Annotated in this window: 18 protein-coding genes; 4 read left to right on the top strand and 14 right to left on the bottom strand. The window is 38.4% G+C overall.

Annotated features, from left to right (window positions below):
* Positions 1–173 precede the first annotated feature (173 nt).
* Entirely contained in the window at positions 174–1,196 is a 1,023-nt protein-coding gene (locus tag CD33_RS14215) for a threonine aldolase family protein (protein ID WP_036201680.1), read from the top strand.
* A gap of 83 nt (positions 1,197–1,279) precedes the next feature.
* On the opposite strand, the gene CD33_RS14210 is transcribed toward CD33_RS14215, so the two are convergent.
* Positions 1,280–2,857 carry a sensor domain-containing diguanylate cyclase gene (locus tag CD33_RS14210; RefSeq protein ID WP_084591379.1) on the bottom strand — a complete coding sequence of 526 codons (1,578 nt, stop codon included), beginning with the start codon at positions 2,855–2,857 and terminating at the stop codon, positions 1,280–1,282.
* Between the two features lie 228 nt (positions 2,858–3,085).
* Here CD33_RS14210 and CD33_RS14205 point away from each other — a divergent pair, with 228 nt between their 5' ends.
* Together CD33_RS14205 and brnQ are read left to right on the top strand one after the other, a co-directional pair.
* Positions 3,086–4,201: a phosphodiester glycosidase family protein gene (locus CD33_RS14205; RefSeq protein WP_052130262.1), complete on the top strand. Its 1,116-nt coding sequence runs from the start codon at positions 3,086–3,088 to the stop codon at positions 4,199–4,201.
* A gap of 186 nt (positions 4,202–4,387) precedes the next feature.
* Entirely contained in the window at positions 4,388–5,698 is a 1,311-nt protein-coding gene (gene brnQ, locus CD33_RS14200) for a branched-chain amino acid transport system II carrier protein (protein ID WP_036201679.1), read from the top strand.
* A gap of 92 nt (positions 5,699–5,790) precedes the next feature.
* On the opposite strand, the gene CD33_RS14195 is transcribed toward brnQ, so the two are convergent.
* The 5 genes from CD33_RS14195 to CD33_RS14180 all read right to left on the bottom strand — a co-directional run bounded on the left by CD33_RS14195 (position 5,791) and on the right by CD33_RS14180 (position 11,731).
* Entirely contained in the window at positions 5,791–6,975 is a 1,185-nt protein-coding gene (locus CD33_RS14195) for a NupC/NupG family nucleoside CNT transporter (RefSeq protein WP_036201678.1), read from the bottom strand.
* Positions 6,976–7,405: 430 nt separating this feature from the next.
* Positions 7,406–7,939, bottom strand: a complete 534-nt coding sequence (locus tag CD33_RS14190; protein ID WP_036201677.1) for a dihydrofolate reductase family protein — start codon at positions 7,937–7,939, stop codon at positions 7,406–7,408.
* A gap of 56 nt (positions 7,940–7,995) precedes the next feature.
* Complete coding sequence (locus tag CD33_RS14185) at positions 7,996–8,958, bottom strand: alpha/beta hydrolase (RefSeq protein ID WP_036201676.1); 963 nt, start codon at positions 8,956–8,958, stop codon at positions 7,996–7,998.
* 304 nt (positions 8,959–9,262) lie between these two features.
* On the bottom strand, positions 9,263–9,424 hold the full coding sequence (locus CD33_RS20270) for a hypothetical protein (RefSeq protein WP_156967322.1): 162 nt from the start codon (positions 9,422–9,424) through the stop codon (positions 9,263–9,265).
* Positions 9,425–9,676: 252 nt separating this feature from the next.
* Positions 9,677–11,731 carry a metallophosphoesterase family protein gene (locus CD33_RS14180; protein WP_052130260.1) on the bottom strand — a complete coding sequence of 685 codons (2,055 nt, stop codon included), beginning with the start codon at positions 11,729–11,731 and terminating at the stop codon, positions 9,677–9,679.
* A gap of 171 nt (positions 11,732–11,902) precedes the next feature.
* Between CD33_RS14180 and CD33_RS20770 the strand changes: the two genes are divergently transcribed.
* On the top strand, positions 11,903–12,103 hold the full coding sequence (locus CD33_RS20770; RefSeq protein ID WP_235863155.1) for a hypothetical protein: 201 nt from the start codon (positions 11,903–11,905) through the stop codon (positions 12,101–12,103).
* Positions 12,104–12,353: 250 nt separating this feature from the next.
* Here CD33_RS20770 and CD33_RS14170 read toward each other — a convergent pair whose 3' ends face one another.
* From CD33_RS14170 to CD33_RS14135, 8 genes are all read right to left on the bottom strand, one after another.
* Positions 12,354–13,250, bottom strand: a complete 897-nt coding sequence (locus tag CD33_RS14170; protein WP_036201675.1) for an NAD(P)/FAD-dependent oxidoreductase — start codon at positions 13,248–13,250, stop codon at positions 12,354–12,356.
* A 128-nt stretch (positions 13,251–13,378) separates the two neighbouring features.
* Entirely contained in the window at positions 13,379–14,008 is a 630-nt protein-coding gene (locus tag CD33_RS14165) for a C40 family peptidase (RefSeq protein ID WP_215490544.1), read from the bottom strand.
* 5 nt (positions 14,009–14,013) lie between these two features.
* On the bottom strand, positions 14,014–14,235 hold the full coding sequence (locus CD33_RS14160) for a helix-turn-helix domain-containing protein (protein ID WP_036201674.1): 222 nt from the start codon (positions 14,233–14,235) through the stop codon (positions 14,014–14,016).
* A gap of 10 nt (positions 14,236–14,245) precedes the next feature.
* Positions 14,246–14,737, bottom strand: a complete 492-nt coding sequence (locus CD33_RS14155) for a DUF2975 domain-containing protein (RefSeq protein ID WP_036201673.1) — start codon at positions 14,735–14,737, stop codon at positions 14,246–14,248.
* A gap of 371 nt (positions 14,738–15,108) precedes the next feature.
* A complete protein-coding gene (locus CD33_RS14150) occupies positions 15,109–15,486 on the bottom strand; it encodes a VOC family protein (protein WP_036201672.1) in 378 nt (125 codons plus the stop codon).
* A gap of 36 nt (positions 15,487–15,522) precedes the next feature.
* Entirely contained in the window at positions 15,523–16,557 is a 1,035-nt protein-coding gene (locus tag CD33_RS14145) for a serine hydrolase domain-containing protein (protein WP_036201671.1), read from the bottom strand.
* A 199-nt stretch (positions 16,558–16,756) separates the two neighbouring features.
* On the bottom strand, positions 16,757–17,542 hold the full coding sequence (locus CD33_RS14140) for a class I SAM-dependent methyltransferase (RefSeq protein ID WP_036201670.1): 786 nt from the start codon (positions 17,540–17,542) through the stop codon (positions 16,757–16,759).
* Between the two features lie 381 nt (positions 17,543–17,923).
* Positions 17,924–19,345 carry a M48 family metallopeptidase gene (locus tag CD33_RS14135; protein WP_036201669.1) on the bottom strand — a complete coding sequence of 474 codons (1,422 nt, stop codon included), beginning with the start codon at positions 19,343–19,345 and terminating at the stop codon, positions 17,924–17,926.
* Between the last annotated feature and the right edge of the window lie 117 nt (positions 19,346–19,462).

Here is a 19,462-nt window from a genome sequence, read left to right as displayed (position 1 = left end):
GCATGAACACTTATAGTATTCATGCCAAAGCCGCTCCATTTTGCATACATTTCAATTCCAATATAGAAGCGACCTTCCTAATCTATTTCTCTTTTAATATAATATTCTAAACAGCTCGAAAATAACAATTAATGTATACTATAGTAAATAAACTAGAAAAGAAGGTCCAAAAAATGAAACATAGTTTTAAAAATGATTATAGTGAACTTTGCCATCCGCAATTACTGGCTGCATTACAAAAAGCAAGCAATGAGCAAAATGCTGGCTATGGCTTGGACAAGCATTCAGATTCTGCCAAGAAGTTGATAAAAGAAAAACTGGAATCCGGCGATTGCGATATCCACTTTGTAACAGGTGGCACCCAAGCCAATGCTTCTGTCATTTCCCACATACTCCGACCATACGAAGCGGTTTTATCATGCAGCACGGGTCATATCAATGTTCATGAAACCGGGGCAATTGAAGCAACAGGTCATAAAGTGTACACGGTTCCAGGAGTGGATGGAAAGCTAACCCCAAAAGATATCGAATCGGCCCTTAAGTATCACCAAGACGAACATATGGTGAAAATCGGCATGGTTTATATTTCCCAATCCACTGAGATCGGAACGGTATATAGTGAAGCCGAGTTAAAAACTTTATATGATTTTTGTAAAGAGAATGATCTATATTTCTACATTGATGGAGCTCGTCTTTCAAGTGGTCTTGCAGCGAGCGATGTGGAATTCAACCGATTGAAAGACCTTTGCGATGTGATGTACATTGGCGGGACAAAAATCGGCATGCTGAGCGGTGAAGCAATTGTCATTTTCCACAACCAGTTAAAACCCTTTTTCAGATACCATATTAAAAATAAAGGAGCTATGCTAGCAAAAGGTTATGTTGTCGGCATCCAATTCGAAGCGGCATTCGAAAATGACCTCTACTTTAAAATGGGGCAGCATGAAAATGAGTTGGCACGTTATCTGAGCGATGAATTAAAAAAATTAAGTATACCTCTTTTAAGTGAGTCGCCTACCAATCAAATCTTCCCCATCTTTAGTAAAGAGCAAGTTGAAAAACTGCAACAACTCTATGCTTTTGAAATATGGGAGCTGGTTGAAGACAAAATCGCAATCCGGTTCGTCACTTCATGGTCAACAACAAAAGAAGTTTGTGTGGAGCTTATAGAAGATATAAAAGCACTAATCCAATAAATTCGCCTTTTTGTTTTTCGCAAAAATAAAATGCAATTTGCCTCGTCGCAAATTGCATTTTTGTTTCTCCAACATCAACTAAACTATAATTGGTTTTTTGCTTCAGCAATTACCACGCGATTCCGCCCTAGATGTTTGGCTTCATATAGCGCACGGTCTGCCAGTTCGATCAACTCGTCCGGGTTTGCCGCTTGTTTAGGGAACCCCGCAATTCCAGCAGAAAATGTAACAGGTTTACCAGAAGGGCTGGTTGCACTCTCGACCCTCTTGCGTAATTGTTCCGCGATATCGAAAGCATTCTCGATGCCCGTTTCAGGTAATAAGATAATAAATTCTTCCCCTCCATAGCGGCAACAGATATCCTGTCCCCTTACAGCATTTCTCATTTGGAAAGATAAAAATTTCAACACTTCATCACCGATAGTATGCCCATAAGTATCATTGATTGATTTAAAGAAATCAATATCCAACATTATCACAGCGTACATTTTCCCCTGGACTGTCCATGATTGCAGCACGCTGTCCAATGCTCTCCGATTCGTTAAATTCGTAAGGGGATCGATGGAATTTTCATCCTTTAAAGTACTCACTTGACCGTGCAAGAAGGAAAGACTCCGTATCAACGCTTTTTTAATCTGGGAAGCTTCATAGAACCAAGCATTAAGGCTTTCCAGATTACCCATCTCGCTTTCATTGATACTATATTCTGTAAGTGTTGCAATCTGCTGCAATGGTTTTGTAATTTTGACTACCAATATTAATACGATAATAATTGAGATGAACAACAGCGGTAATTCGAAGTAAAAGATTGTCAATACCTGTTCGCCAACCGAATGAATCGCTACTTCACGCGGAGTTTGGACGACAACTCCCCAATTCGCTTTTTCCAAAGGGCTGAATCCTGCAAGCATTTCTTCATCCAACTTGTTGGTAACAAGCTGTGCTCCGCTGTCGCCATGTCCCAGCCTTTGCACCACCTGATTTTTGGAAACATCCTCGCCAAGCCTCGATTTATCGACATGATAGATCAGCTTCCCTTCAGAATCTACTACATAGACATATGTTCCGTCATGGTAGTGATGCTCTCCCAAGATTTGTTCGAAGAAGTTTGATTCATGAATGTAAATACTTCCGTTAACGACCCCTTTAAATTGCCCATCACTAGAGAAAATTGGGTAAGATACCGTTATAAGTAATTTCCCGGTGGAAGCTCTATAGGGATCAGAAATCGAAATCGTTTGCTTTTTTAATTGTTCCAAACCTTCCTTGGAAGTTATCGTCTTTCCTTTCAGCCTATATTGATCAGGCGCTCCTGCCAACATTAAGCCTTCGGAATTGGCTATAACTACGGAATTGAATGAACTTTGTTGATGAAATAGACGCATTACTTCATTATTCAGTGCCTCTTCATCATTCATTTGATCGGCAATTTTCGATGCACTATAATCGAGTATTTTAATTGAATGTTCAAGAAATAAGTTGGCCGTTTGGGACAGTTTTTGTGCATAAACCCGGTTTTTTTCCAGCGATTGTTCCTCTAATAAAGCGATACTTCGTTCATAACTACTATACAGACTGCTCGCCACAGATAATAGAAAAGCTAAAGAGATTAATCCTATTATTAAATACTTTAGTTTTATTTTTTCACTCAGAATTTTCATCTATGATCTCCTGGTTAAATGACTTCATTATAGAAATAATCTACTTTTAGGAACTTCTATTATACTCCGCTTTCAATTCAGAATAAAAGCGAATGTACTCCATTAAAGGGCTTTTCCATTCTTTCTTTTTGATATTTATTTATTGTAATTTCATGTTAGGTCTTAACAATTAAGGATTAACTTGTATAATTGTAATAGATAGTTATTAATTCATAGGAGAAAATACACATGACCAAAAATGCACTAGTAAGTCTATTATTCTTTGTACTAATTGGAATTTTTACCGATTCGCAAGTCAATGCCAGCTCGTATGGCGTCATTGAGGAAAGTACGAATCGGACATTAGTTCCACTGCGAACGGTTTCAGAAACTTTTAATGTTCCTGTAGAATGGGATAATAAGAAAAAAGTAGTTACAGTTAACCAGCAATACACATTATCCATCGGAAGCAAAAATTTGCAACAAAATGGGACAGTCATTAAGAGCATGGATTCACAGCCAAAAATGATAAACAGCGCCGTCTATGTTCCAGTAAAAGAGATTGGTTATTTATTCAATACACCTATCTCTTGGAATAAAGAAAAACAGCAGATTGAATATACAGTGGATCATTCTTTATATACACTACCCGTTTACGGGGAAGCAGTCGTTGGTAAAGCAAAAATCCAAGTTAAAAATCAGTCAATAAAGGTAGGGGTAAAGAGCTATCCAGTAAAAATCGTTTCCATAAATCTACTAGCCCCGAATACTACCCTCCATGTAGAGGCAGCAAATAATAAAATAGGATCTGTCGGTACTTTGGCATCAATTGCAAAAAATCACAATGCCAAAGCAGCCATTAATGCAAACTTCTTTGATGCTTATACGAATAATTCCTATCGCACCGTCTATAATGGGCTCATAATGAACGGGAAAAAAGTTCAGGAGTTTGATCCGAAATTTTCTAGCTTTTATTCTACGAAGGATGGCGATATTGGCATTTTGCCGGGTGCCAAGGTAAAAGAACTATACAATAAAGGGATTGTCCAAGAAGCCATCCAAATTGGACCCCGGCTTATAACAAATGGCCAAGTATCTCTAAATCCACTATCAGAAGGGTTTACAAGTCACAAAATTTTAAGCTCCCCTGGTGCGAGAAGTGCGATTGGTATTTTAAAAAACCGCCAATTAATATTTGTTACAACTTCTGGAGCGACAGTCGAGCACTTAGCTTCCATTATGAAACAACTCGGCGCAATTGATGCCATCAATTTAGATGGCGGTGCCTCGAGTGGTCTATATGCAAACGGTAAATATTTAACAACTCCCGGACGAAATATTGCTGTTGCTTTAATAGTTAAATAGCTTAATAACTAAGGGGCTCAAATTCCATTTTGAGCCTCTTATTCTGTTTTAAATATCACTGGATAATGTATAGAATCTATTTTTAATATTCATAATACATTCAATATTTCTATTATTTCAATTGTTATGGATTCACTCTACTATAGCTGTTATAATGCAGTTTATTGTATACAAAAGGAGTCATCTATGAATTCATTATCATCAAAAGATTTATTATTTATTGTTTTTATGTTATTTTCCATGTTCTTTGGAGCGGGAAACTTAATCTTTCCTGCCTTTTTAGGGAACGCTGCAGGTACTGAAATGTGGGTTTCACTAGCCGGATTTATTATTACGGCTGTGGGGCTCCCGATTTTGGGGGTAATTGCCGTAGGGAAAGCAGGAAGTTTAAATACCCTATCCACACGGGTTCATCCTTGGTTTGCAATGGTATTTCCTTTTTTGATTTATTTATCAATCGGGCCCGGTCTAGCCATCCCCCGCGCCGGCACCGTTGCGTATGAAATGAGCATCAAACCATTTTTGCCGAATGCTCTCTCGGGCAGTCCGGCCATGTTGTTCCTCTATACTTTGGTGTTCTTTGCATTAGTCCTATATCTAAGTCTCTCGCCATCAAAGCTAGTGGATCGATTCGGAAAACTATTAACACCGATTTTATTATTTTTGATTGCCATCATCTTTGTGAAGGCAATTCTTACGCCGGTTGATTCTTTAGCTAAACCTATCGAACTTTATGCCAACAATTCATTTTTTCAGGGGTTTTTGGACGGCTATTTGACGATGGATGCTTTAGCGGCACTTGTTTACGGAATAGTGGTGGTGAATACCATTCGTTTGAAAGGAATTAAGGACGATTCGAGTATTTCGAGATATATGCTGTTTGCAGGATTGGGTGCAGGAATTTTGCTGGCAATCATTTACAGCATATTGACCTTCCTTGGTGCCTCCGTTTCCGCATTGGAACAGATGAATAACGGTGCGAATGTATTAACATTAGTAATGAACGAATTGTTTGGACAAACGGGCATCATTCTTTTAGGTGTTTTATTTACAGTGGCTTGTTTATGCGTATCCATCAGCCTGGTAATTTCATGTGGGGAGTATTTCTCGCGTCTAATACCGTTTTTCTCTTATAAAACATGGGCAACCATTGTGGCAGTCATCAGTTTTATTATTGCAAATTTAGGTTTGAATCAAATATTGGCAATTTCCGTACCGATTTTAGGTGCCATCTATCCGCTGGCAATCGTGCTGATTGTTTTGGGATTGCTGAATCGCTTCGTGAATCATTCAATTTACCTTTATGGCATTATTCTAACTGCCATATTTAGCTTCATCGATACGATTAACACCGCACTGTTGGACAAGGCATGGTCAAATATTTTGGGCATTATCCCCCTATACGAGCAAGGTGTTGGTTGGGTTGTTCCCGCAATTGTCGGCATTGCGATTGGTGCCGTAGTCGGAGCATCCAAGGTGCGAAAACTTAATAAGTAAAAAAAGTACCTTATTCGAGGCAATCGCTTTCGAATAAGGTACTTTTTAATTCCCCTTCAAAGCGAAAGTGAAATTAGGCACTTAAATAGTTATTAAATAAACAATCCTACCAATGTAGCGGTTAACATCGACACCATTGTAGCAGCCAACAGCATTTTCAGACCAAACTTTGAAACGGCAGAAGCTTTCTCTCCATTGATAGCTTGCATAGAACCACTTATAATACCGATCGAGCTAAAATTAGCAAAACTTATTAAAAATACAGATACAACACCCACTGTTTTTTCGGAAAGGGATGGAATATGTTGAACAAATTGAAGCATTGCGACAAATTCATTCGTTGCTAATTTTGTCCCCATTGTTTGACCGGCAACTAAAATTTCGTTGGAAGGTACACCCATCAACCATGCAATTGGTGCGAAAATATACCCTAGAAGTTCAGTAAATGATAAACCGATCACTGCATTGAAGCCTGCATCAATCAACGCCATTAGGCCAACATAGGCGATCAGCATCGCTGCAACGATAAGTGCCACCTTCCCGCCATCCAAAGCACCCATTGATATGGATTCAAAAATAGATTTTGCAGATGTAGCATCCTTGGTATCGATCACTTCGTTCTTGGCACTATTTTTCTCGGGTGCAATAATAATTCCGATTATCAATGCCGATAGAGCATTTAAAGCCATCGCGCCTAAGACGTATTTTGCAGGCAACATTGTTATGTAAGAAGCCATTATTGAGGCGGATACAGAAGCCATTGAGGAAACTGAGATAACAAATAAATTATTGTTCGTCATTTTATGAATATGAGATTTAATGGCCAAAAGCCCTTCCGATTGGCCAAAGAAAATATTATTGATTGCATGAAAAGTAGTGACACTAGATAAGCCTGTTATTTTGGATAGGAATCCACCTAGATATTTTATTATGATAGGTAAAATTCTTAAGTAAGTTAATACTGAAAGCAACATTGAAGTGAAAATAATAATAAGCAGAACATTTACAAAGAATACTGAATTGCCTTCAGGCACCCAGCCCCCTATGACAAAGACGACACCTTCACGTCCGATTTCTATTACTTTCGTAAAACCATTTCCTATAGCCTCAATCACTGTTAAACCGATTGTCGTTTTAAACATGACTAATGTTAGAACAACTTGCATAACTAGCATAATTCCCACTGCTTTGTAGTCGATTGCCTTTTTGTCGTTACTCAGTAAGTATGCTAGGCCAAAAACTACCACTAACCCTAAAATTCCGATTAAAATTGACATGATTCTCTACCTCAATTGTCCTAGATTCGGTGATATGATACACCACGTAGTTTTTTCCTATTCATTGTTATAATTTCAAATTAACCTCATCAGAAATTCTGCTAGATTTCTTATATTAAAATGAAAATAAATAATGTATATCGAAAAATTTTATACCACCTCAATACTATAGTCAAATAGTTATTAACCGGAATGTCAAAAGAACTAATATTCTAAAAATAGTTAAAGTTCCGTTTTATACAAATTGTTAGTTTTATAAGGTTTTTGTATATGAAAATAAACGAAGTTTAATTCCAGAAACAAAACTACTAACAATTATTTGATAATACAGACTTTTGTTTTCCAGCAAAAAAAACTACTCCCAAAATTCTTTGGAGTAGTGATAAAACGAATTGAATGTCAAAGCATTTCCAACTTAACAAGAGCGTTGTTACCTTTTCACTTCATAATGGAGTTCAACAAATTGCTTGTAATTTTTCGTTCCCAACAATGATAGATTCATCTGATAACTACCCTCTCGAAATAGGGGAATCCCACTGCCGAGTATGGTGGGCGCAATTGTAACAATAAATTCATCAACCATTTCTTCTTGTATAAAGGCTTGCAACAATTCTCCCCCACCTACAAGCCAAATATTTTTGCCATTCTTCCTTTTTAGTTTTTCAACAAACTCCTTGACATCCCCATTTACAAACTTCACATTTTCTGTATCCTCCAGGCAAGAGCGTGTGTATACATAGCATACTTTATTTTTATAAGGGAATTCCTCAAGCCCTTGATTAATCAACCAATCATATGTCCGTTTCCCCATTACAACCGTGTCCACCGTCTCATAAAACTCTGAATAACCATTATCCCCTTCGCCCTCAACTTCAAATAACCAGTCAAGAGAGTCTTCTTTTGTGGCAATATAGCCATCCAGACTAGATGCAATAAATACGACAATTTTCCGCTTTCTACTCATAAGTACCTCCTTCTATAACACAAAATATGAATTCTCACATTCTATTTATTTTCTGCTTATATATATTTCCCCACGAACGACCAAACCGCATTCCAATAGCTATCAGGGTCTATTTTTTCCGCTTCTCCATGACCGGCACCTTCAATAATGAGTTTATTCTTTTCCACATTGGCTGCCTCATACACTTCATCCAGCATTTCATATGGAACAAAGGTATCCTGGTTTCCATGGATAAATAACATTGGTTTTTTACTCTTTGCGACTTGCCGTACAGCAGAAGCTTCATATAAGTCGAATCCAGCCCGCATTTTTGTTACGGTGTTGGCCGCATTGAGTACCGGAAACTCGGGCAACCCGAATAAATCATCCAACTGATAAACAAAAACATCACTAACCGATGAGTAACCACAATCTTCTACTATTACTTTCACATTGGATGGCAGATCTTCGCCGGATGTCATCATCACGGTTGCCCCCCCCATGGAGATACCGAACAGTGCAATCTCCGCATCCGGGTCCAACGAAATGATTTCATCAATCCATTTCAGCAAATCAAGGCGATCATGCCATCCCATTCCGATATATTCTCCCTCACTTCGTCCATGTCCCCGTAAATCCGGAGCAACTACATGAAAGCCTTGTTCATAAAAATTACGAATATATCTTGTCATCCCATCTGCGCTCCCGGTATAGCCATGCACAGCTATTGCCCATTTATGATTGTCGCTTCCGTTCGCATAATAGTCCGCATGTAAATTTAGCTGAAGCTCATCATCCGAAATGATCGACATAGCAGATGCCTCATGTTGCAACTCGAATTGACTGTCTGCCAGCTCGGCTGCTTCTGCCACCTCTGCCACCACGGCGATGCTCTCCTCCAAGTGAGGATTTCCTTCCATAAATTCTTTTTCATCATTTGCTTTCAATGCAAAGTTATAAAAATAATTTCCTACTCCTATGTATGCAGCCCCTAACCCTACTGCTAAAATACTTAAAACGATTGTCATTCTTTTCTTCATAACTCATCCCCCTTGCTTATATATTCAATTTATACTCGATCGTTTCCTCTATACGTATTGGATACGTTGGAAAGGTACAAAAAATCATCTATCCCCAACTTTATGTAGATACATCACTTTCGTAAAGATATCTGTTGCGGAGTTTTATCGGCTGCCCATAAAGCCAGCTGCCGGCCTATAATATACCACACAAAAAAAGCACTTTCCTTAACAGAAAGAGCCCCCACAAAAATATTTCTTTTTTCAAAATACACCTAGTTGAGAGAAATCCATTTATTGATTCTATTTTTTCTTTCTTGTTGAGTTATACTGTGTCTAACTTTTCATAAAAGATATCATATAAAATTCCTACAAGCCCAATGATTAAGAATAGCATTCCGAATATTGCGGAAGTACCAAAAAACGTATGATAAATGCCTATTCCTGTAGTCATGTAAGCAATGGAAGCAACTATACCTCTTTTCATTTCAGCCCTCCTGTCTTAAATGCAGTCATAAAAATACATTTACATGTTCGATAGTGATTTACTGATCTCCAGAAAAAAGATCCAAGCTAAACTCTTCCTAATTTTAACATAGTCTTTATTATCCAACAAAATAAAATATAGTAAGCCAAAAATCCTGCATGCGCAGGATTTCGTTAATCAATATAATAGTCTATGTCTTTAACAGAAAAAAATGGATGCACGACTACATACTTCTTAGTTAGTTGTTTCAATTCATCTTAAAAACTTATTTTCAATATAATCAGTTGAATACGAGAGCAGCCCCAAGTTATTTTCCGTTTCAATAATGAAACTGCCAGCAACTTGATCATAGTGCAGTCGCACTTTCCATATAAAATCATTCACTGGATGAAAGGTTTCATCCGCATCATGAAGCTCATATGCCGAATCACAGTATTGGTAAATGGTTTCGGTTTGCTGCAACAACTGACTGAATGCTGTTGTCACCTTCATGAGAGTTCCGAAATTTTTGAAGCTCATATTTTTTATTGGGCTTGCAGTAATTTGCACTATATCCAGTTCATTCTCATCCTTAAATGTAAATGTTGAATTAACCGAAAAGCTGTAATGTACATCCCCTGAAAGAATCACAGGATTTTTCGGAGCCCATTGTGCCAATTGAGTCAAAAAATTCGTAAGTCCCCTCCCGTTATATCTCCATGCCTCCACATCAAAAATTGTCTGGACCTGGGAACCCAGCCTTTCTAGAGTGGGGAGAAACTGAACAATCACCTTTTCGATATATTCAAAACCAATTACCGGCGTTGGGGAAACGATAATAAGTGCATCTCCTTTTTCCCAGCCATATTCCCCCAGCTTTTTCGTCAATGCCCTATACTCTTGTTCATTGATCAATTGAGGAGGACTAGGACTAGCACTTCCATTCACGTGCTGCTGGTCCATAATTGGCCAATCATCATACTCCCTCATTGTTCTTGTATCAAGGAATAAAGCTTTTGGAACGGTTGGCGCTACAAAATGCCACGGATGATGGTTCCATAATAACTCAACCCATTCCTCATAGTTGGTCATTATATGACCGTTTCGTAATCCTAGGAAATGCTTTGTTATTTTGGAAATGAATTCATCGTCGAAGATTTCCTGCTCATTTCCCCACGCTTGAAATGCAAAATAAGCCGACAAACCATTTGCCACAATATGTTTACCCAGTGCGGACTCCTGAACAGCTTGTTTCCATTGTGCATTGATGTTCCAGTCATCTGTAATTTCATGATCGTCGAATATCATATATGTCGGCGTATTGGCGATTAATCTTCTAATCCTATAAGAGGCAGATTGACAATTCAGGATGAGCTTTTCCTGTTCAGTGTAACGCTTTTGCAATTGAAGACTCTCTAGTTTTTTTAATTTATCCGTTGCCTTGGCTAATTTCAAATGAAAGTGCCCTCTTTCAAATGAGTCATCAAAGGATTCCAAAAGATTTTGCTCCCTAGATACTTCCCATAACACAGGACTCCACGAGAATAAATACATGGCTGCATATTCACCAAATTGAATGAGATGATTGGAGGCATTCCTCGATGAAAAACGAGCGACGTCCTTCATGATTTCTTTCCTTCCATTTATACGGTTATAAGAAGCATTGCTTTCCAAACGTTTGTCGATTGAAGGGAGCGCCTCGTCCACACCCATTAACATTTTCCCCAATTCATTAATCGGACGGAAAAGTGGATCTGCCACATTATCTGCATAAATTTGATCGCCCATTAAAAAAAGTGATTGTGGCCGTTTAGTTAGATTAAGATACTGTTCCTCCAAAAGGTGGTCGCCTCGGACCAACATATCTTCTCCCTCACCATGCTGTTTTCTGCAAGAGCCATATAAAAACTGGGCGGGTTGCTCCAAATCCTTTCCGGGAAGGAAAAAGGTTGGCAACTTAAGTGAACCATAGACAATGCAATTTGGATTCGTGTGGGAAAGAAGGCCAAGATCATCCAGATCGAAGCTTTCCTGCTGATTTCGGAAATGCAAATTATAGCCGATTAATCGATTGGTAGGAAAAGTATTTGAAGTGGGGGTTACTTTGATGAGATGGATATACAAGTTTTCTCCAAATTGAATGGTTTGTGTTTCGGTGTTAGCGTCTATTTTTGAATAATGATTTGATTCCCCCTTTGTGAAAATGGCATACACTTCTGCAGTAATAGCAAATTCTTCACTTGTTGCCGCCCAAATAAATGCTTCTGATGAATCCACCCGCCGTACCATTGGACCGGCCAATAGAGCCGGAAACAAATTAGAATTCATGCATTTCTTCCCCTTATGTTAGACTTTTATTACAATATGCAACAAGCCCATTCATTGTGTATGCAGGAGATTTATAAGCTAATTTGTTTATGAATCGATGAAAATTTGAAACTTTCACCATTGTATTGCGTAAGAATATTAAAATGAATTTCTAATAAGGGGGGGAAATTTGTGAAAAGAAAATTTCTAGCAACCATGATGATTGCCTTTACTATAGAATTGCTTACCACTTATCTAGTCGCATCTTTCTTCTCAGTGAGAATGATTGAAGTCATGTTCTTCACAGGGATTGCCTTCACTGTAATAATCTACTTTTTCACAAGTAGCGGAGGCATTATTTCCAATATGGCCTCATCCGAAGTAAGTGCCTAGACAGGGATCATGCAAAAAAGGGAACCTTTTATTTTTAAAAGGGGGCCGATTTTTTTCGCTTCCATACTCCTGCTAGTCGTCGGGCTCTTGCTTTTTATTTTGCTTATCCTGGGGATTTTCCCTCCAGCTTCCTCATGACCCTTTTATCTCTCAAGGGGATCTGGAACCATCAAATTGTTTATATCGTGCATAAAAAAGCAGTAGACTTCAGGAATGAATTCTGCCGCTTTTTTATCTTATAGGGAAACCATTAAAAATCTTCTCTCACTAAATCGTGAATGACACCCATCGCCACAATACTACCTTCACTTGCTGCATTAATGACTTGGGATGGTGCAGATAGTGAAATATCCCCGCTTGCATAGACCCCTTCAATATTGGTACGTCCAAAGCTATCGGTTTCAATCCCTCCATTTTTATGTTGCTTACACCCCATGGTCATAGCTAATGAAGATGCTTGTTTTAGACCGGCCGTTACGAAGCCGCCTTTTCTTTCGATTTGGGTGCCATTCTTGAAGCGAATCGTCTTCAATTGCCCTTTTTCACCTTGCAATACCATTATCTCATCCTCTATCAGCTTGATTTTTTTCTTCGCTAACAAATCTCGCTGCTCCTGTGAAAATACTCTCTTCCCATTCGTGCAAACAACCAGATCCTTGCTCCAGTTATAAAGCAACTTTACTTTATGAAATGCACCTGCATTTTCTGCGATAAGCACAAGCGGAAGATCCTTCAGTTCCCAGCCATCACAAAATGGGCAACTGAACAAGCTAGTGCCATAAAAATCACTCATTCCATGTATCGACGGGAGAACGTCAATTAAACCTGTTGATAAGATTACTTTTCGTGATTTATAGACCTTACCAGTCTTTATGTAAATGGTAAAGGATTGCTTCTCCTTTTTTATATGCATAACTCGTTCATTTACAATTTTGCAATTTGGATATTTCATCAATTCTTCTTTGGCGATCCTTTTAAACTCGGAAGGCTTTATCCCGTCTCTTGTGATGAACCCATGAGATTCGTGAGTGACCGCATTTCTCGGTTTATCTTCATCAAATAAGATGATATTTTTGTTTGCCCTTGCCAAAACAAGCGAACCATTTAAGCCCGATGGACCCCCACCAATAATGACGCAATCTAACATCCATAAACCCTCCTATATAAAAAATCTCCATGTCCTACACCTATATGTACCTCTCCCCTAATGCTAGACATGATTTCTTTTAAAAATACAAAAAAGCCGATCCCCAAATGGAGATCAGCTTGAATTTCTTAAAGAGTCAGTTTCTTTTTAAGCAGCTCAAAAGGTTGCCTGTAAGCATACCGGGGAGCAACTGGAGCTATTGAAAGCAGACCATGATCCAGTAAAGGATAATGATATAAACTACCTTCATAAACTAATTCGAATTGCGGATGCATCAAGAAGTCATTGGGAGAAATTAAAGCAGTTGGCTGCCTCCAAAGTTGTAAGCCACTCTTTTCAAAGACCTCCGCAACAAATTGCGAACAGAAGTATTTATTCTTTTGATGGATAGGATATTGCATGGCCACACCGAAGAGCCCCAGTAAATTATATGAATACCGTTCTTGATTATGATAAAAGCTTTCGATCACATTTCGAATGCGACGGTATTCACCTGCTGAAACCTCAATTTTCAATAAGAGGCATCTCGTATCATCAAAATATCGGTAGGTGCCAAAGTAAACATCTTCTTTTATAAAACCAGCAATGAGTGGATTACCGGGATTTTTCCGCCCAAAGCTATAAATCTCATCGAGTCTATCATCAAAACAAATCGAGACGTGATTATAAGGCGCATTGGTATACCATTGGATGACTTTTGTCAGAACGGTACCAGTATCGGTCAATAAAATATAAACCGTCTTGTTCTTTTCCGCCATCATTTTTACCCGTGACCAACTTCGTCATTTTTGTATTCCAAAATGTCCCCGGGCTGACACTCCAGCGCCTTGCAAATCGCCTCTAACGTAGATAATCGAATCGCTTTTGCCTTCCCATTTTTCAAGATTGAAAGGTTGGCCATTGTGATGCCCACCCTTTCCGATAACTCAGTTACACTCATTTTCCTTTTTGCCAACATGACGTCAATATTGATTATAATTGCCATTGTTTTCACCTCAGACCGTTAAATCATTTTCTGATTTTATATTAATGGCTTCCTGCAGCAGTCTTTGGAGAACAGCAGCGAAAACTGCAATTACCAGTGGAGCAAAGATAAAGACCATTCCTAGAAGTATGAGCCCTGGTGCGTCATCAACCTCTGCTAAAATATAGATCAATGGCAGGGCTACCACATATAAGCCGCTGATTGTGATGGCGCAGTTTTTAATTTTCTTTAAAGCTCTTACAGAGTTTAGAGAGAACGCTTGGTTCTTGTCAATATATGTTAGGAGGATAAAAGATTGGTATAGAGCAAAGTAAAATGGAATCGCCGAAATATACATAATCATTAAAATGCCATATACCACATAGGCCAAATCTGAACCTTTTTTAACTGCAGCATTAGCTTCACCTGCTATCTGAGGCAATAAAAATAGACATATTGCCAGAACCGGAAGCCCTATAAAAATAACAGATATTTTTAAGAAGAGTGTTGACCCTCGTTTCATTCAAAAGCACCTCACTTACTTATTGTTAAATTGAATTTAACATAAAATTTATCGCATTTCAATAATTTTTTATTAATTTCCAACTTATATTTATTGTTTATTTTGGTTAAAAAAAGAGACCTGGACAGAAATAGAGAATTCTATGAACGATGGAAGAATTCATATTAGGAAACTGTATTGATTGAAGTGGAGGGCCGACTCCTGGGTGCACGTCACAGAACAAACGAGAGACTACAGGCTCGGGCAGTGTCGTTGGTTGCGCCCCTTCACAATGGAAATCAATTTTCATTTCGTCAAAAAAACACTATATTCCTACTCGAGGAAAATAGTGTTTTTGGTTTTTGTCCCAGCCCCTCTTGGAGCAAAAAGGTTTATCCACAGACACCTAAAGGATTGCCGTCCGGGTCATAAAACGTAAAGAATTTACTTGTTCCTTCCCCATCCATTTTGTTTACTTTAATATTCTTTTTAATTAGGGACTGATATGTTTCTTCGATATCATCAGGAATGAAATTATAATACTTGCCCACTCCAAAATCATTTTTCGGGAATTTCATCGGTTCGTGGTCCTCAGTTCGAACAAGGCATACAACAGTTTGGGCATCTTCGTGAATTCTCATGACGCACGCCTCTTCTTCCATATAAACCAGTTGAAAGCCTAAAATCTCTTCGTACCATTTAGCAGATGTTTTTGGGTCTTTAACTGGAATAAAAACACCTTCCATCCCCTTTAATAGTGGTTTTGTCATTAAGTCCATCTCCTTTATCCATTTTGGTTGAAGCAATTAGTTGAATGATTGATAGATTTCACCAATGATTCCTTTCATTTGGTGGACGCCTAAGTCTGTATTTGTCATAATTACGATACCATCACCTTTTAAAGGAAAAGCTACCAACATCGATTGGAAGCCTTCGCCCCACCCAAGAGACGAAAGTTCAATTTCAATTCCCGAGCCTTCCAGAAACACGCCAAGCCCATTCCAACCTTTACAGCCTCGAGCTTGTATCATTTCATTTGCTTGCTCGACAGAAATTCCAAGCTTACTTTTATTTTTTAAAGCATTCATCAACTCAAGCACTAGTTGTGACAAATCCTTCGAAGTTGTCCACAAACCTGAAGCCGCTGGGTATGGGTAAATAGGATAGTTATTTTCTGCTAAGCATCCACTATTGTTATGGCCTGATGTAAAATCCTCATAAAACTTCTCTGGAAGGTTTAAAGTATATGTGCTGTTTGTCATTTTTAGAGGGTGAAAGATTAATTCGTCAATTACTTCTACGAATGACTTTCCCAACACATCTTCTATGATGAGCTGGATAATACAAAATCCAGCATCGGAATATTGAAAATCTGTTTCCGGCTCATACTTTACTTCAATCGGAACATCACAATATGGGGTTTTTCCTGTTAATAACTCAACCATCGTAGGATACCGGCCATCCGAGTTCAGTTCCATAAAACTCTTTTCCGGATCAGTTATCCCTGATTGATGACCAAGTAAATTTCTTAATGTCACACATCTCTTCACTGTAAAATGATTATCAGGGACTTTCCACGATTTCAATTTCACGTTTACATCTTCATCCAAATCTAGAGACCCCTGTTGTACTAATTTCATTACCAGCATGGCGGTTACAAACTTACTGATTGAACAAGCACTAAAAATCGAATCATTATTCACTTTTTTCAGAGTATCAGCTTCTCGCAAGCCATAATTTTCAACAAAACTAATTTCATGATTGCGTATTACAGATACACTTAAACCAGTCACTTGATAATGCTCCATCCGCTCCTTGATGTTGATATTAAGCAAAGGCATGTAGTCCCTCCCACTTTTTAAACATATCATACCACAAAAAGAACATATGTTCCTATTCTTTTTTTTAGAAGTTCTATTGCACCTGCACCATCAACATAATTTCAAAAAGAAAAAAGGGGCCTTGCATAGAAAGCTAATAAAAATATCCTGTATACCTCTTAACTTAAAGCTAACAGCCGATTTTAATAACGAGATTCTATTAAACACTTATACGAACCAAATAACGTGAAAATGTTATCGGTAAGCCATCATCAGTTGCATTTCGTTCAAATATCTTTTCGACAATTGATAGATTTTTTTCTTTCGTTGTTTCATAAATGGCAATTTTTTGGCCAAAGCAACGAAGTTTTATTAGATCGATTGGTGTTTTGATAAATTCGATACTAGTTACGTTTTCCAAGCTTGTGGAAGAAAAATGGCTACTAGCCAATCTTTTTTCAATGGTATCTAAAATTGGTGTTCCTTTTACCTGTTCAAACAGGTTGGGAAATAGCATGGCCAACTCCTTCCCTGAATCATCACCGGGATGTAGACCGATAATCGAGCCATCCTTTTTGACAACTGCTTTCAAAAATGGATAGGCGGAGGTTGGTCCTTTTCTTATGTATGCACAATCAAACTCATCTCTTTTAAAAGGCAATCCATCTTTACTATTACCCGCTATGAATTTCACATTTGGTTTTCTATTCGCCAGGTCTTGACCTACTTGAACGAAATGATCTGTTATATCAAAGCCTACTATTTCTTTGGCTGTATCACTGCATTTAATTGTGAATTCTCCATGACCGCATCCAACATCCAATACCTTCTTATTTACTATCATTTGAGCCACATCCCTTTCGAATATCGACTCTCCGTTTGGTTCTTTCAGGGTGGAATTCCACGGGTAAACGTACTTTCCTACAGAATCACTTAGCTGTTGATACCACGCGATGGAATGCGGTGGCAACCAATCGACCAGCTTGCTAGGGTCCATTAATTTCATATCAAACCTCCATTAAGTGCTTTTTTCATTAACCAAACCGTGACGGACTGCGCTCCCTTTTATAACTTCTAGTTTTGCTGTTGTTTATCCTTTTAAATACTCCTCTATATAAAAAGGCGTCCACTTATGACGGACGCTCAGACTGTTGACGAACGCTTTCATCCTGCGTTGGTTGTCTCGTTCGTCCCCTCGTGAACGTAATGTTCTATTCATCTCTTCACTCAACTGCCCGCCTTGTCTGCGAAGCGTTTTCAAGACAGTATGAATAACTCTTTATTTGTAAGGAAATAACCTAAAAAAACATGTAGACAAAGTCGAATATCGACTTTGTCTACAATCTGGTCGTCCACTTATGATGGACGCTTTTTACTCAATCACTTATTAATTATCGTACTTCAAAAGTTCCGCGATTTCCCGCTTCCCTGCCTGAATTGCTATCATATAGGCGTTCATGCCTTCTGAATCAATTAAACTTGGATCTGCTCCCAGGTCGAGTAAAGTTTGAACCGTTTCCATATCCGAGCTTTGAATTGCATAAGTTAATGCCGTCAGTCCGCTGTATTCTTGATAATTTGGATCCCCACCAGATTCAACCAGCAGCTTAACCATTTCCGGGTCACCCATTTCAGCGGCCGTCATTAATGCCGTCATTCCATAACTACTTTCGTAATTTGCATCTGCTCCAGACTCGAGCAACAATTCCACCATTTTCGCATCACCACTCTTCACAGCCCAATCCAAGACTGTATTTCCGTAATAGTCTTCTTGGTGAACATCTTCCCCCTCAGCAATCATCGCCGCTACTTGCTCGATTTCTCCATTTACTACCGCTTGGATGAATGGTGAGATTTCTATTTCTTCCTCATAATACCCCTCGTCCTCGTAATATTCTGCGTCCTCATAATCGTCCATCAGGTCAATTAATAGTCCTGTATTCGCAAAATAGTAAATCCCTGCTGACAAAATAGCACCAAACCCGAAAATCGCAATACTTACCAGTAACCAAATAATTTTCATCTTGTTTGGCTCAATCAGTGCTTTTTCTTTCTCTCCAAAGAACAACCCAATTTCATCAATTCGTTTTGGTAGAGGTGGATGAGTTGATAAGACTTGGCTTAGCCAAACAATGAACCCTTTTTCTTCATTTAATTGTTTCATATAGTGTTCTTTATTAACATGCAAATAAAGTTGTTTTCCAATAGCGAGCATTGTTAAGCTATTTTTGGCCGCAGCACTATTTTCAGTGTAGTAGGCTGCGTAACGATCACAAGTATACTCGCACGCTCTCAAATACAGCTCAGCAACGCCGGGTATCCACATTGCCGGTAAAATTAACATCTGTTTTGTTAAATGGTTACGTTTAATATGGGCAAGTTCATGAGCCAGGACAAAGTTCAGTTCCTCTTCCTCGTTCGTACCGTATAATTCAAAAATCTCTGCATAAATCACGACCATATTTCGTCCAAAAAACCTTGTTGCAAAGGCGTTTAACATCCCACCTGATTGCTGCACATAAATATCTGGAATTTTATCGATTTGCATCTTTCTGCATAGCTCCCCTGCTTTCCCAAAAATTTCCGGGAACTGATCAGGGCTGATTTTCACTGCATTCGAACGAATATTTCCAATCATTAGCGCGTTAAAGAATAATGACACCAACATCAGTAGAACCAAAACAACTATCCCAACAATCGACAATGCCAATACAATATAAATCAGCATACTAATGCTAAGGACAAGCCAAAAATATTTCTTTTCATTCTTATGTATTAATTCAGTTGGTAATCCAGCGTTTTCATTCATTTCTTGATCTCCTTCAATTAACATTAAGCATAGTATAGCTTTAGCTGCTTTCTATTGATAGGTAAAATTATTTCCAAGACTTACGCCCCTATTTATCTATCAACAAAAATATGCTAA

It is taken from the genome of Ureibacillus sinduriensis BLB-1 = JCM 15800 (assembly GCF_000772955.1).
GTDB lineage: Bacteria > Bacillota > Bacilli > Bacillales_A > Planococcaceae > Ureibacillus > Ureibacillus sinduriensis.
The sequence above is the reverse complement of the archived record's forward strand: the minus strand, read 5'-3'. Positions and strand labels throughout refer to the sequence as shown.

Excerpts from the sequence above, each read along its gene's own strand:
- CD33_RS14215 (WP_036201680.1), top strand. The coding sequence starts at position 174 with ATGAAACATAGTTTTAAAAATGATTATAGTGAACTTTGCCATCCGCAA.
- CD33_RS14210 (WP_084591379.1), bottom strand. The coding sequence starts at position 2,857 with ATGAAAATTCTGAGTGAAAAAATAAAACTAAAGTATTTAATAATAGGA.
- CD33_RS14205 (WP_052130262.1), top strand. The coding sequence starts at position 3,086 with ATGACCAAAAATGCACTAGTAAGTCTATTATTCTTTGTACTAATTGGA.
- brnQ (WP_036201679.1), top strand. The coding sequence starts at position 4,388 with ATGAATTCATTATCATCAAAAGATTTATTATTTATTGTTTTTATGTTA.
- CD33_RS14195 (WP_036201678.1), bottom strand. The coding sequence starts at position 6,975 with ATGTCAATTTTAATCGGAATTTTAGGGTTAGTGGTAGTTTTTGGCCTA.
- CD33_RS14190 (WP_036201677.1), bottom strand. The coding sequence starts at position 7,939 with ATGAGTAGAAAGCGGAAAATTGTCGTATTTATTGCATCTAGTCTGGAT.
- CD33_RS14185 (WP_036201676.1), bottom strand. The coding sequence starts at position 8,958 with ATGAAGAAAAGAATGACAATCGTTTTAAGTATTTTAGCAGTAGGGTTA.
- CD33_RS20270 (WP_156967322.1), bottom strand. The coding sequence starts at position 9,424 with ATGAAAAGAGGTATAGTTGCTTCCATTGCTTACATGACTACAGGAATA.
- CD33_RS14180 (WP_052130260.1), bottom strand. The coding sequence starts at position 11,731 with ATGAATTCTAATTTGTTTCCGGCTCTATTGGCCGGTCCAATGGTACGG.
- CD33_RS14170 (WP_036201675.1), bottom strand. The coding sequence starts at position 13,250 with ATGTTAGATTGCGTCATTATTGGTGGGGGTCCATCGGGCTTAAATGGT.
- CD33_RS14165 (WP_215490544.1), bottom strand. The coding sequence starts at position 14,008 with ATGGCGGAAAAGAACAAGACGGTTTATATTTTATTGACCGATACTGGT.
- CD33_RS14160 (WP_036201674.1), bottom strand. The coding sequence starts at position 14,235 with ATGGCAATTATAATCAATATTGACGTCATGTTGGCAAAAAGGAAAATG.
- CD33_RS14155 (WP_036201673.1), bottom strand. The coding sequence starts at position 14,737 with ATGAAACGAGGGTCAACACTCTTCTTAAAAATATCTGTTATTTTTATA.
- CD33_RS14150 (WP_036201672.1), bottom strand. The coding sequence starts at position 15,486 with ATGACAAAACCACTATTAAAGGGGATGGAAGGTGTTTTTATTCCAGTT.
- CD33_RS14145 (WP_036201671.1), bottom strand. The coding sequence starts at position 16,557 with ATGCCTTTGCTTAATATCAACATCAAGGAGCGGATGGAGCATTATCAA.
- CD33_RS14140 (WP_036201670.1), bottom strand. The coding sequence starts at position 17,542 with ATGAAATTAATGGACCCTAGCAAGCTGGTCGATTGGTTGCCACCGCAT.
- CD33_RS14135 (WP_036201669.1), bottom strand. The coding sequence starts at position 19,345 with ATGAATGAAAACGCTGGATTACCAACTGAATTAATACATAAGAATGAA.